The organism is Pseudomonas sp. LS.1a (genome assembly GCF_022533585.1).
GTDB lineage: Bacteria > Pseudomonadota > Gammaproteobacteria > Pseudomonadales > Pseudomonadaceae > Aquipseudomonas.
The window spans coordinates 2,648,585-2,661,731 of sequence record NZ_CP092827.1 but is presented as its reverse complement, the minus strand read 5'-3'; the positions used below and the strand labels follow the sequence as shown (position 1 = coordinate 2,661,731).

Genomic DNA, 13,147 nt, shown 5'->3' with positions numbered 1-13,147 from the left:
CGCACCCCCTTGGGAAGATTTATAAACAGATAGGGTGTCTTCGGAAAATCAGATACCCAGGGAGCCTACCGTGTCACTGACCCTGCGCCAGGTCCGCTACTTCGTCGCCACCGCCGAGATCGGCCAGATTTCCCAGGCGGCGATCCACCTGAACATTTCCCAGTCTGCCGTGACCACGGCGATCAAGGAGCTGGAGGCGATGCTCGGCGTGATGCTGTTCCAGCGCTCGGCCCAGGGCATGAGCCTGACCGAGGCCGGTCGGCACTTCCTGAACCGCGCCTACGTGATCCTGCGCAGCGTGGACGATGCGCTTAACAGCCCGCTGCCGGATGTGCGCGCCAGCGGCCTGCTGCGCCTGGCAGCAAGCTATACGGTGATCGGCTACTTCCTGCCGCATCACCTGCAACGCCTGGAACACTGGCACCCGGACGTGACCCTGGAACTTTACGAACAAGAGCGCAGCGCCATCGAGCAAGGCCTGCTGGAGGGGCGTTTCGACATGGCGGTGGTGCTCACCGCCAACCTCACCCACCCGGACATCGTCTCGGAAACCCTGTTCAACTCCGAACGCCGCCTGTGGCTGCCCGGCCACCATCCGCTGTGCGAGCGCTCGGCGGTAAGCCTGGCCGATGTGGCTTGCGAGCCGTTCATCCTGCTGACCGTGGATGAAGCCGAGCAAAGCGCCATGCGCTATTGGGAACAGGCCGGGCAGCGGCCGAAAGTGCGGGTGCGGACCAGTTCGGTGGAAGCCGTGCGCAGTATGGTCGCCAATGGCAGCGGTGTGGCGATCCTGTCGGACCTGGTGCACCGCCCGTGGTCGCTGGAGGGCAAGCGTATCGAGACGGTGACCATCAGCGACCCGGTGACGCCGATGAGCGTGGGGTTGGCCTGGCACCGGGAACGGGCGTTCAGCCCGGCGATGCAGGCCGTGCGCAATTACTTCCATGATGCATTTCTGGCGCCGCAGCAGTTGTCGGCACGGCGCTGACCAGTTTTTTGCCGGCCCGGCCTCTTCGCGGGCATGCCCGCTCCCACAGGGGCCGCGTGGCTTTCAAGTATCCAAACCAAGGCCGGCTTGCTTTTACCGCTCCACGGGCATAGCGTTCGGGAGTTTTCTTTACTGTGCCCAGGAGCAACTCCATGTACACCGGCATCGTCCAGGCCGTCCGCCCTCTGCTTGATGTGACCACCTACCCGGGCCACAACCAGTTCACCATCGACCTCACCCCGGAACTGCTCGACGAGCTGAAGATCGGCGCCAGCGTCAGTGTCGAGGGCACCTGCCTGTCGGTCACCGAAATCGACGGCACCCAGGTCAGGTTCGACGCCATGACCGCCACCCTCGAGCGCACCAACCTGCGCAACTTCAAGGCCGGCCAGGGCGTCAACATTGAACGCTCGGCGAAGATGAACGCCGAAGTCGGTGGCCACCTGATGGCCGGCCACATCGCCACCACCGCCGAAATCGTCGAGCTGTCGATCAAGGAAACCGGTGCCTTCATCAAGTTCCGCATGCCACCGCAATGGGGCAAGTACGTGTTCCCGCGCGGTTTCATCGGGGTAAACGGCTGCAGCCTGACCGTCGCCGATGTCGAGGACAACGTGATCACCATCAACCTGATCCCGGAAACCCTGCGCCAGACTACCTTCGCCAGCTACAAGGCCGGCGAGCTGCTCAATATCGAAGTGGACCACCAGACCATGGTCCTGGTCGATGTGGTGGAGCGCACCATCAAAGGCACCCTGGCCCGCGAAAAACTGCTGCCCTGAGACCCGCCCATGCTGCCTACCGCCCTCCCCGCACGCACAGCCAAACGGCTGCGCCTGCAAATTCTGCGTGGTCGTGTCGGCCTTGGCCTGGTCGCCGGCCTGTCGGTGCTGGCCGGCATGACCGATGCCATTGGCCTGCTGGCCCTGGGCGACTTCGTATCGTTCATGAGTGGCAATACCACCCGCCTGGCCGTCGCCATCAGCGAGGCGGACCTGGCCCTGGTGCTGCGCCTGAGTGCTGCGGTGCTGGGCTTCGTCGCTGGCAACGCCCTGGGCGTGCTGCTGGCGCGCGGCTTCCGCCGTCGGGCCTGGCCGGTGCTGCTGGTGGTCGCCGTCCTGCTGGCCTTCGCGGCGGCATGGCCCTTGGCGGTCACTTTTCCGGCGTTGCTCGCGGCCACACTGGCCATGGGCATGATCAATGCCGTGGTCGAACAGGTGAATGGCCTGCCTATCGGCCTGACCTACGTCACCGGTGCCCTGTCGCGCTTCGGTCGTGGCCTGGGGCGCTGGCTGCTGGGCGAGCGGCGCAATGGCTGGCGGGTGCAACTGGTGCCTTGGGCCGGCATGCTGCTGGGTGCCGCGCTGGGTGCCTGGCTGCAACAACACCTGGGCCTGCTGGCACTGACCGGCAGCTGCGCACTGGCCTGCGTACTGGCCATGGTGTCGCGGTTCATCCCGGGCGCCTGGCAGCGCGGTTACATGCCGCGCTGATCACCTGTGGAAGCTGGTTGGCGATGCGCCGCGAAAGCGGCGCGCACTGAAATCAGATGCCTTCGCGGGCCAGGTCCATGGCGAAGTAGGTGAGGATCAGGTCGGCACCGGCACGCTTGATCGCGCCAATGCTTTCACGCACCACCCGGCCTTCATCGATGGCGCCAGCCAGGCCGCCGAACTTGATCATCGCGTACTCGCCGCTCACCTGATAGGCCGCCAGCGGCAGGCGCGATGCTGCGCGGATATCGGCGATCACGTCGAGGTAGGCACCGGCCGGCTTGACCATCAGCACATCCGCCCCTTCCTGCTCGTCGAGCAACGACTCACGCACGGCTTCGCGGCGGTTCATCGGGTTCATCTGGTAGCTCTTGCGGTCGCCCTTCAGCGCGGTACCACCGGCTTCACGGAACGGGCCATACAGCGACGAGGCAAACTTGGTGGAATAGGCCATGATCGCGGTATCGTGGAAACCGGCACCATCCAGCGCGCTGCGAATGGCCTGGACCTGGCCGTCCATCGCCGCCGACGGGGCAATGAAGTCGGCACCGGCAGCGGCGGCGATGACTGCCTGCTTGCCCAGGTTGGCCAGGGTGGCGTCATTGTCCACGCCATGGTCGTGCAACACACCGCAGTGGCCGTGGCTGGTGTATTCGCAGAAGCAGGTGTCGGACATCACCACCATTTCCGGCACGGTGTCCTTGCAGATGCGCGACATGCGCGCGACCAGGCCGTTTTCGTTCCAGGTGTCGCTGCCAACGGCGTCCAGGTTGTGCGAAACGCCAAAGGTCATTACCGACTTGATACCGGCGCGGGCATAGCGCTCGATTTCCTGGGCCAGCAGCTTCTCGGGGATGCGGTTGACGCCCGGCATGCTGGTGATCGGCACGAAGTCATCGATGCCCTCTTCGACGAAGATCGGCAGGATCAGGTCTTCAAGGCGGAACTCGGTTTCCTGGAAGATCGTGCGCAGGGACTCGTTCTGGCGCAGGCGGCGTGGACGAACGGACGGGAATTGGTTGGACATGACAGCTCCAGGGAATTTGAACGGCGTATACCTTATGCCTGTCTCGCGCCAGTGAAAAGGCCAGATGACGAGATATTGTCTTGCGTCAAAGGCAATGGCTGCATTTTTCCTGGGCCGGCCTCTTCGCGGGTAAACCCGCTCCCACAGAATTCGCGCTGCACTTGCAGGAGCGGGTTTACCCGCGAAGAGGCCACTGCAAGCAACCTGTTACTGCAGCCAGGGCGGCGCAGGCTCCTCTGCCCTGGCCACCCCATGCTCGGCCTCGACCCGCGCGGCACGCCGGCGCGCATCATCCAGCCGCGCCGCATCGATCTCGCGCATCACCCCGGCCACGTCAGCCGCCTGCTCGTCATCCTCGAACAGCCCCGTCAGCGGGCTGTCCGGGCGCAGTTCGCCCGCCTCGTACAAGGCCCACATTTCCTGCGCATACCGGGTACTTTTCAGCTCCGGCGCAAAGCGCCCGAAATAGTGGGCCATGTTGGCCACATCGCGCTGCAGCATGCTGAAGGCATGGTTGTTGGCCGCTGCGTCCACAGCCTGCGGCAAGTCGATGATCACCGGCCCGTCCGGGCCAAGCAGCACGTTGAACTCCGACAGGTCGCCATGCACCAGTCCGGCACACAGCATCAGTACGATCTGGCGAATCACGAAAGCATGGAACGCCCGGGCATCCTCGGCGTCGAGGTGCACGTCGTTCAGGCGAGGGGCCGCGTCACCGTCGGCATCGGTCACCAACTCCATCAACAGCACGCCGTCCTGGAAGTCATAGGGCTTGGGCACCCTCACGCCGGCACCGGCCAGGCGGAACAGCGCCGCCACTTCGGCATTCTGCCAGGCGTCTTCGGCTTCCTTGCGGCCGTATTTGCTGCCCTTGGCCATGGCCCGGGCCTGGCGGCTGTTGCGCACCTTGCGGCCCTCCTGGTACTCGGCGGCCTGGCGGAAACTGCGCTTGTTGGCTTCTTTATAGACCTTGGCGCAGCGTACCTGGCTGCCGCAGCGCACCACATACACGGCGGCTTCCTTGCCACTCATCAATGGCCGCAGTACTTCATCGACCAGGCCGTCTTCGATCAGGGGTTCGATTCTTTTCGGTGTCTTCATCAGGCTGCGTTCGGGGTCCTGGCTGCGTTGGCGGACATCCTCTCACAGCCTGATGCGACTTGCTCGTCTGTCTTCAGGGCGAACGACTCAGGCGCCCTGCCCTACACTGCCAACCGCCACACCGCGCGCCCGACGCCGTGTCACCAGCAGCCCGGAACACACCACCAGCACCGCCAGCACCATGGTCGATACCACTTCCAGGCGGTGGTCCGGACGGAACAGCATCAGCACCAGCACACCGCTGATGAACAGGATCACGCCCCAGGTCAGCCACGGGAACAGCCACATGCGGTAGCCCAACGTCTTGCCCTGTGCGGTCAGGCGCTGGCGCAGGCGCAGCTGGGAAACGGCGATCACCAGGTACACCAGCAAGGCAATGGCGCCGGAGCTTGCCATGAGGAAGCCGAACACCTTGGCCGGCACCAGGTAATTGGCGATCACCGCCAGGAACGCCGCACCGGTAGACAGCAGCACCGCCACCACCGGCGTGCCACTGCGGCTCGTCACCTGGGCGCAGGCAGGGGCGTCACCGCGGCGGCTCAGCGAATAGACCATGCGCGAGGCGGTGTACAGCGAGGAGTTGAGGCAGCTGGTCACCGAGGTCAGCACCACGAAGTCGATGATGGCCTTGGCATTCGGTACCCCGAGGGTGTCCAGCACCGTGACATACGAGCCTTCGGTGGCCAGGCGCGGGTCGGTCCACGGTACCAGCGCGATGACAATGAAGATCGACAGGATGTAGAACAGGGTGATCCGCCAGATCACCGAGTTGGTGGCCTTGGAAATATGCTTGCCTGCTTCGTCGGATTCGGCCGCGGCGATGGTCACCACCTCGGCCCCGAGGAACGAGAACATGGTAATCAGCATGGCGCTCAGCACGGCACCAAAACCATTGGGCATGAAACCGCCGCTATCCCACAGGCGCGACACACCGCTGACACCGGAGCCTGGCAGCAGGCCAAAGATGGCGCACACTCCCAGCGCGATGAAACCGACGATGGCCACCACCTTCACCAACGCCAGCCAGAACTCGAACTCACCATAGTTCTTCACGCTGAACAGGTTGGTGGCGGTCAGCAACAGGGTAATCACCAGCGACAATACCCAGATCTCCATCTGCGGGACCCAGGAATTGATGATGGTGGCGGCGATATTGGCCTCGATGGGGATGATCAGTACCCAGAACCACCAGTACAGCCAGCCGATGGTGTAGCCGGCCCACTTGCCAATGGCGAGGTCGGCATAGGTAGAGAACGAACCGGTGTCCGGCGAGGCAACGGCCATTTCGGCCAGCATGCGCATCACCAGCACCACCAGTGCGCCGGCCAGGATATAGGCCAGGATGGTGGCGGGCCCTGCTTCGGCAATCGCACGGCCGGAGCCGACGAACAGGCCGGCACCGATCACGCCGGCAATGGACAGCATGGTGACATGCCGTGATTTCAATCCATGACTCAAATTGTTCTTGTGGGTTTGCATGGCGCTACCTTGTTGTTTTTGTCATGCCCACGCGGGGGCCGCCGGCTTGCACGTCACCGACGCAGGCGCGAAAAAGCCCGCCCTGCCCTAGATGGTGAGTAGGGCAGTACGGGTTGAGTAAAACGAAACCGCAGAACGTATTACCGCTATGTCAGCCGGCAGCCCGCTGCCGGGGCGCCAGGTCGGCCTTGGGGAACCCGCTGCCCTGGCGGGCAACCTGCTCACAGACCTTGTCGACGATGTAGGCACCGATCGGGATGGCGGAGGTGGCGGCCGGCGACGGCGCGTTGCACACATTGACGCTGCGCGCAGTGTTGACGAACAGGAAGTCGTCGATCAGCTTGCCGTCACGCGATACGGCCTGGGCACGCACGCCGGCCGGGTAAGGCGTGAGATCGGCCTTGGTGATGCTCGGGCAGTACTTCTGTACCTGCTTGAGGTAGCCGCCCTTGAACAGCGAGTTCTTCATCTCGATCAGGCCCGGGCGGAAGTTCTTCGCCAGCACCTTGAGAATGCCGGGGGTGGTCAGGGTCTGGAACAGGTCGCTGGGGCTGATGTCGCTCTTGCGATAACCCTCACGCTTCATCGCCAGCACGGCGTTGGGGCCAACGGTGACGGTGCCGTCGATCATGCGCGTCAGGTGCACGCCCAGGAACGGCATGGACGGGTCGGGAATCGGGTAGATCAGGTGGTTGACGATCTGGTTGTGCTGTTTGGGCAGCAGGTAGTACTCGCCGCGGAACGGGCAGATGACGAACTCGGTACGCAAGCCCAGCATGCTCACCACCCGGTCGGCCATCAGGCCCGAGCAGGTCACCAGGAAACGGCTGCGCAATTCGTCACCCTGCGTGCGCACGATCACTTCGCTGGCCAGTTCCTGCAGGCCGACCACCTCGGCGCCGTAACGGATTTCGCCGCCGGCGCGCTGGAACTCGGCGCCCATGGCCGCAGTCACTTCGGCGTAATTGACGATGCCGCTGGAGGGCACGAATATGCCGCCCATGCCGACGATATTGGGCTCGCGCTCGCGCAGTTCGGCCGCCGACAGCCAGTAGCGCTCCAGGCCATTGGCCGCGGTGCGCTCCCACAGCGCTTTCATGCGCTGCATTTCCAGGTCGTTGGTGGCCACCAGCAGCTTGCCGCACTCATCGAAGCGGATGCCGTGCCGGGTGCAGAAGGCCTTGGTGGCCTTGTTGCCTTCCAGGCAGAAGCGCGCCTTGAGGCTGCCGGGGGTGTAATACACGCCGGCGTGGATCACGCCGCTGTTGTGGCCGGTCTGGTGGCGGGCCGGGCCGGACTCTTTCTCCAGCAGGAGAATCTTCGCGTCCGGGTAGACCTTGATCAGGTGCATGGCCGTGGACATGCCCACAATGCCACCGCCAATGATGATGAAATCGTACACAGCCTTACCTCACACGCAGGCATTGCCTGACTGGCTCACCATGGCCCGCACGGGTCATGGTGGCATCGTTTTGTGCAAAGGCGCGTGGGCGGGCGCCCGCCCCGCGCCCTGTCATTATTGCCCGCGCTGGTACAGCGGTTTGGGGAAGGCGACGTAGCCGCGCTGGCGCATCAGCTCGCGGCGCAGGCCTTCGTGCGGCGTAAAGCGGTCGCGGCCATGCAGCCAGAACAGATTGTTGATCAGCAGGAAGCTTCCCACGCCCACCGGTACCGACAGCTTCTTCTCGCTGCCTTCGAGCGATTCGGACAAGGCGTTCAGCCAGATGCCCTCCTCGTAGTTCTCCGGCTGCACGAACTGGTCGATGTAGCGCATGGTCGGACGGCCTTCGGCATCGGTGTCGAACACCGAGTGGAACACATCCTCGGACACCTTCTTGCTCGGTGGTGCGGTCCAGCGCATTTCCCGACGGGCCAGCGGGTGGCGGAAGAATTCGTCGCACTGCTCCCAGTCGTCCAGGTGCAGCAGCAGCGAGTTGCCGCCTTCCATGTTCTTTTCGTCGATCTTCAGCATCAGCACGTAGTCGGTGATCTGGTTGACGAAGGTGCCATCGTTGTGCAACTCCATGACCCGGTGCGGCTGACGCAGGTAGCTGTCGGAGTTGTCGGTGTTGACCACCACGAAGCGGGCATAGAACTGGCCGCTCATGGCGTCGTAGTTGGAGCGGCCGATCAGGTGTGCGCAGGCGGTGGTGAACTTGACCATGTCCTCGGCCTGGCTCACGTCATCCAGGCCGACCGGGGTGATCAGCATGCCGCCGCTGGCGCGATTGAGGATGGTATTGAGCAGCACCGGCCGCAGGGTGCCCTGGCACAGCTCGTCGAGGATCTCGCCAACCCGGAAGCGCAGGAACGACTTGTACTCCAACGCCTGCACCGGCCACTGGGCAACGGCCTGGACGAACGCTTCGACCGTTTCGCGGGCAAAGGTGAGTTCAAGCAGGCGCGGCGACTGTTTCGAGGGGGCGATGGTGTAACCACGCGGTTCGAGCGGCAGTGGCATCACAAGTTCGTCGATCTGCGTAAAAGCGTTCATGGCAGTGTCCTGGCAGAAAAAAGTGGGGTGGCGCCGTCCGGGCATGAGCTGGATCAGTGCGGGCGAGGTAAAAATATCGCCACAAACCAAAAATGTCTACATTTTTATTGTTCGACGACAAAACGCTTGTTTGTCCATTGTTTTTCGCCAGCGAACGCTTTCGGTATGATCGACAAAACCGTTTGAGGAACAGGATCTTGGAAGCGCTCGCCCCCCGACAAAACTCAGCATTCAGCGGGTATGAGAGGCTCAAGAAGGACATCATCCGCGGCGTGTTCAAGCCCGGAGAAAAGCTGTTGATGAGCACCCTGAAGGACCGCTACGACCTGGGCGTGGGCCCGCTGCGCGAAGCGCTGTCGCAGCTGGTGGCCGAGCACCTGGTCAACGCGATCAGCCAGAAGGGCTACCGCGTGGCGCCCATGTCGCTGGACGAGATGAACGACATCTACGATGCCCGCGCCAACCTGGAGGCGATGATCATCACCCTGGCCATCGAGCGTGGCGACGACGCCTGGGAGGCGTCGGTACTGGCCCACTCGCATACCCTGGCCAAGGTGGTGGAAGTGAAGACCCGCGAGCAGCGCCTGGATGTGTGGGACGAACGGCACAAGGCGTTTCACACTGCCATTGCCTCGGGCTGCGGCTCCAAGCACCTGCTGCAGGCGCGCACCTACCTGTTCGACCAGGCCGAGCGCTACCGGCACCTGTGGCTGACCCAGACGGTGTTTTCCGAACAGGCGCTGGAGCTCAAGCGCCAGGAGCATGCAGCACTGGTCGAAGTGATTCTGGCCCGGGACGCCAAGCGCGCCAGTGCCATGATGCGTTCGCACCTGATGACCCCGGTGCCGATCATTGCGCAGATCATGCATGCCGAAGGGATTGGCGCACGCTGAAACACCACGGCGCCTGCTTCGCGGGTAAACCCGCTCCCACAGGGATGTCACCGCTCTTGGGGGCGACGCTGCACCTGTGGGAGCGGGTTTACCGGCCAAGAGGCCAGTGCAGGCCAAAGACGCTAGATGAATTTTTCTTAAATCGCCGTTTGGCTATTCTTTGGCACAATCAAGTCTCCATTAGATGCCCGGAAACCAGCATGCCTCGCGTACTGACCATCGAAGACGACGCCGTCACCGGCCAGGAAATCGTCGCCGAACTTACCAGCCACGGCCTGGAGGTGGATTGGGCCGACAATGGCCGTGAAGGCCTGGCCAAGGCCATTGCCGGCGGCTACGACCTGATCACCCTCGACCGCATGCTGCCCGAGGTCGATGGGCTGACCATCGTTACCACCCTGCGCAGCCTCAAGATCGCCACACCGATCCTTATGATCAGCGCCCTCTCCGATGTCGACGAGCGGGTACGCGGCCTGCGTGCCGGGGGTGACGACTACCTGACCAAGCCGTTCGCCTCCGACGAGATGGCCGCACGAGTCGAAGTACTGCTGCGCCGCAACAGCGTGCCCATGACCCAGACCCGCCTGCAGGTCGCCGACCTGCAACTGGACCTGATCAGCCACGAAGCCCGCCGCGGCGAACAAACCCTCAACCTGCTGCCCACCGAGTACAAGCTGCTGGAGTACCTGATGCGCCATAGCGGCCAGGTGATCACGCGGATGATGATTTTCGAGGAAGTCTGGGGCTACCACTTCGACCCGGGCACCAACCTGATCGACGTGCACATCGGCCGTCTGCGCAAGAAAATCGACTCACCCGGCCAGTCGCCGCTGATCCGTACGGTACGGGGCTCCGGCTATGCCATTGCTGAACCCGTCTAAGGGCTGGAGCTCCTCGACCAGCCGCCTGCTGGCGCTGTACAGCTTTCTGTTCGTGGCCTGGAGCAGCATCCTCATGGGGGTGCTGTACTTCGAGGTGTCCAGCTACCTGAACAAACTCACTCGCCATTCCATGCTGCAGCGCCAGCACCTGTTCGCACACATGAGCGGCAAGCAGCTGGATGACGCCCTGGTTGCCAGCCAGGCCTTCGAAGAACGCAGCTTCGACGCCTATGGCCTGTTCGACAACCAGCTCAACCCGATCGGCGGGCGCATTCGTGCTGTCCCGCCAGAGCTGGGGCTGGACGGCAAGGTTCACGAACTCAAGCGCTGCCTGGACGCCGACGACCCGCACATGCCGCGTGACAGCTGCGACGCGGTGGCGATCAAGGTGCAGGATGGCCGCTGGCTGGTGCTGGTGCGCGACAACGGCTCGCTGTTCGTGGTCACCCGGATCATCCTGCATGCCCTGCTCTGGGGGATCTCGCTGACCCTGATCCCGGGGTTTGCCGGCTGGTACCTGCTAAGGCGCCGGCCGCTCAAGCGCATCCGCGCGATCCAGGCCCAGGCCGAACTGATCGTCGCCGGTGACCTTACCCACCGCCTGCCGCTGTCGGCCCGGCGCGACGAGCTGGACATGCTGGCGGCCATCGTCAACGCCATGCTCGACCGCATCGAGCGGCTGATGCATGAGGTCAAGGGCGTGTGCGACAACATCGCCCACGACCTGCGCACCCCGCTCACGCGCCTGCGCGCCCAGCTGTACCGCATTCGCCAGCAAAGTGACGTCGACTCCACCCAGGCAGAGGCGCTGGACCAGGCCATCGGCGAAACCGACACCCTGATGGCGCGTTTTCGCGGGTTGTTGCGCATCAGTGAACTGGAAGATCGCCAGCGTCGGGCCGGTTTCGTCCAGCTTGACCCGCACGAACTGTTGGTGGAGTTGCACGACTTTTACCTGCCGTTGGCCGAAGATGGCGGCATTCGCCTGGAACTGCAGCAGCCAGCTGAACTGCCAGCATTGCACGGTGATCGCGAACTGCTGTTCGAGGCGCTGGCCAACCTGGTGGGCAACGGCATCAAGTTCACGCCTGAGGGTGGGCGGGTGCGGATTGCTGCCACCCAGGATGACAAGGGCCTGCACCTGGCCATCGAGGACAGCGGGCCGGGTATTCCGCAAGAGGAACGTGCGGCAGTGCTGAAGCGCTTCTACCGTAGCGATGAAGGCCACCGCCATGCGGGGTTCGGGCTGGGGTTGTCGATCGTTGCGGCGATCGTCGACCTGCATGGGTTCGGGCTGGAGGTGGGGGAAAGCGAATTGGGTGGGGCCAGGTTGGTTCTACATTGCCCATTGGCTGGACTGGCCAAATAAAAGCCGGGGCCGCAAAGCGGCCCCCTTGAAGTCGATCAGTCAGCCAGACGCCAGGTAGTCCCACCCTTGCTGTCTTCCAGCACCACACCCATGGCGGTCAGCTGGTCGCGAATACGGTCGGACTCGGCCCAGTTCTTGTCCGCACGCGCCTGCAGGCGCGCCTGGATCAAGCCCTCGACCTCAGCGGCATCCACCTTGCCTTCGGCACCAGCACGCAGGAAGTCATCGGCTTCCAGCTGCAGCACACCCAGCACATCACCCAGCTCGCGCAGGCGACCGGCAAGGCCGGCAGCGGCCTCCACGTCGCTGTCGCGCAGGCGGTTGATCTCGCGCACCAGGTCGAACAGCACGGCGCAGGCTTCGGGGGTGCCGAAGTCATCGTTCATGGCCACGCTGAAGCGCTCGACAAACTCTTCGCCACCCTTGGCCGCCACCCGCGGCAAGCCGCGCAAGGCGTGGTAGAAGCGCTCCAGTGCGCCCTTGGCATCACGCAGGCTGTCTTCCGAGTAGTTGATTGCGCTGCGGTAGTGGCTGGCCACCAGCAGGTAACGCACCACTTCCGGGTGATACTTTTCGAGCACGTCGCGGATGGTGAAGAAGTTGTTCAACGACTTGGACATCTTCTCGCCATTGATACGGATCATGCCGCAGTGCATCCAGGCATTGGCGTACTGCTTGCCGGTGGCCGCCTCGCTCTGGGCAATCTCGTTCTCGTGGTGCGGGAACTCCAGGTCACTACCGCCACCGTGGATGTCGAAGCTTTCACCCAGGCAGCAGGTGGACATCACCGAGCACTCGATGTGCCAGCCCGGACGCCCCGGGCCCCATGGCGATTCCCAGCTCGGCTCGCCCGGCTTGACGCCCTTCCACAGCACGAAGTCCAGCGGGTCCTGCTTGGCTTCGTCGACCTCGATACGGGCACCGATGCGCAGGTCTTCGATCTTCTTGCGCGAGAGCTTGCCGTAGCCGACGAACTTGCCGACGCGGTAGTACACGTCGCCATTGCCCGGGGCGTAGGCGTAACCCTTGTCGATCAGGGTCTGGATCATTGCGTGCATGCCGGCGATATGGTCGGTGGCACGCGGCTCCTGGTCCGGCGGCAGGATGTTCAGGCGGCGCTCGTCTTCGTGCATCGCGTCGATCATGCGGGCGGTCAAGGCGTCGAAGCTCTCGCCGTTCTCGTTGGCCCGGTTGATGATCTTGTCATCGATGTCGGTGATGTTACGCACGTAGGTCAGCTCATAGCCGCTCTTGCGCAGCCAGCGGGTGACCAGGTCGAAGGCCACCATGCTGCGGCCATGGCCCAGGTGGCAGTAGTCGTATACGGTCATGCCGCACACGTACATGCGCACCTTGTTGCCATCCAGCGGCTTGAAGACTTCCTTCGCTTTGCTCAGCGTGTTGTAGATGGTAAGCACGGCG

General features: G+C 63.6%; 12 protein-coding genes. 6 read left to right on the top strand and 6 right to left on the bottom strand.

Annotation, left to right across the window (positions count from 1 at the left end; all coding sequences use genetic code 11):
* Positions 1 to 70 precede the first annotated feature (70 nt).
* From MKK04_RS12300 to MKK04_RS12290, 3 genes are all read left to right on the top strand, one after another.
* On the top strand, positions 71 to 988 hold the full coding sequence (locus tag MKK04_RS12300) for a LysR family transcriptional regulator (protein ID WP_063914826.1): 918 nt from the start codon (positions 71 to 73) through the stop codon (positions 986 to 988).
* Positions 989 to 1,140: 152 nt separating this feature from the next.
* The gene (locus MKK04_RS12295) at positions 1,141 to 1,770 is read left to right on the top strand and encodes a riboflavin synthase subunit alpha (RefSeq protein ID WP_207834989.1); all 630 of its coding nucleotides are present in this window, start codon (positions 1,141 to 1,143) and stop codon (positions 1,768 to 1,770) included.
* Between the two features lie 9 nt (positions 1,771 to 1,779).
* Positions 1,780 to 2,481, top strand: coding sequence for a YoaK family protein (locus tag MKK04_RS12290; protein ID WP_241106689.1), 702 nt, complete (start codon positions 1,780 to 1,782; stop codon positions 2,479 to 2,481).
* Positions 2,482 to 2,533: 52 nt separating this feature from the next.
* Here MKK04_RS12290 and hemB read toward each other — a convergent pair whose 3' ends face one another.
* The 5 genes from hemB to glaH all read right to left on the bottom strand — a co-directional run bounded on the left by hemB (position 2,534) and on the right by glaH (position 8,582).
* Positions 2,534 to 3,508 (bottom strand): porphobilinogen synthase, encoded by a 975-nt coding sequence (gene hemB, locus MKK04_RS12285; protein ID WP_013972900.1) that lies wholly within the window; start codon positions 3,506 to 3,508, stop codon positions 2,534 to 2,536.
* Positions 3,509 to 3,715: 207 nt separating this feature from the next.
* Positions 3,716 to 4,609 (bottom strand): PA4780 family RIO1-like protein kinase, encoded by an 894-nt coding sequence (locus MKK04_RS12280; RefSeq protein WP_063914830.1) that lies wholly within the window; start codon positions 4,607 to 4,609, stop codon positions 3,716 to 3,718.
* Between the two features lie 87 nt (positions 4,610 to 4,696).
* Positions 4,697 to 6,088, bottom strand: a complete 1,392-nt coding sequence (gabP, locus tag MKK04_RS12275) for a GABA permease (RefSeq protein WP_063914831.1) — start codon at positions 6,086 to 6,088, stop codon at positions 4,697 to 4,699.
* 151 nt (positions 6,089 to 6,239) lie between these two features.
* On the bottom strand, positions 6,240 to 7,490 hold the full coding sequence (lhgO, locus tag MKK04_RS12270) for an L-2-hydroxyglutarate oxidase (RefSeq protein ID WP_207834993.1): 1,251 nt from the start codon (positions 7,488 to 7,490) through the stop codon (positions 6,240 to 6,242).
* A gap of 114 nt (positions 7,491 to 7,604) precedes the next feature.
* The gene (gene glaH / locus MKK04_RS12265; protein ID WP_013972903.1) at positions 7,605 to 8,582 is read right to left on the bottom strand and encodes a glutarate dioxygenase GlaH; all 978 of its coding nucleotides are present in this window, start codon (positions 8,580 to 8,582) and stop codon (positions 7,605 to 7,607) included.
* Between the two features lie 197 nt (positions 8,583 to 8,779).
* On the opposite strand from glaH, the gene csiR reads away from it, so the two are divergent.
* From csiR to MKK04_RS12250, 3 genes are all read left to right on the top strand, one after another.
* Positions 8,780 to 9,475 carry a DNA-binding transcriptional regulator CsiR gene (csiR, locus tag MKK04_RS12260; RefSeq protein WP_063914834.1) on the top strand — a complete coding sequence of 232 codons (696 nt, stop codon included), beginning with the start codon at positions 8,780 to 8,782 and terminating at the stop codon, positions 9,473 to 9,475.
* Positions 9,476 to 9,675: 200 nt separating this feature from the next.
* On the top strand, positions 9,676 to 10,356 hold the full coding sequence (locus tag MKK04_RS12255; protein WP_025338946.1) for a response regulator transcription factor: 681 nt from the start codon (positions 9,676 to 9,678) through the stop codon (positions 10,354 to 10,356).
* Positions 10,334 to 11,725 carry a sensor histidine kinase gene (locus tag MKK04_RS12250; RefSeq protein ID WP_207835002.1) on the top strand — a complete coding sequence of 464 codons (1,392 nt, stop codon included), beginning with the start codon at positions 10,334 to 10,336 and terminating at the stop codon, positions 11,723 to 11,725. Before MKK04_RS12255 ends, MKK04_RS12250 begins: the two co-directional genes overlap by 23 nt.
* Before the next feature lie 35 nt (positions 11,726 to 11,760).
* Here MKK04_RS12250 and cysS read toward each other — a convergent pair whose 3' ends face one another.
* Positions 11,761 to 13,143 (bottom strand): cysteine--tRNA ligase, encoded by a 1,383-nt coding sequence (gene cysS / locus MKK04_RS12245; protein WP_112253490.1) that lies wholly within the window; start codon positions 13,141 to 13,143, stop codon positions 11,761 to 11,763.
* Positions 13,144 to 13,147 lie beyond the last annotated feature (4 nt).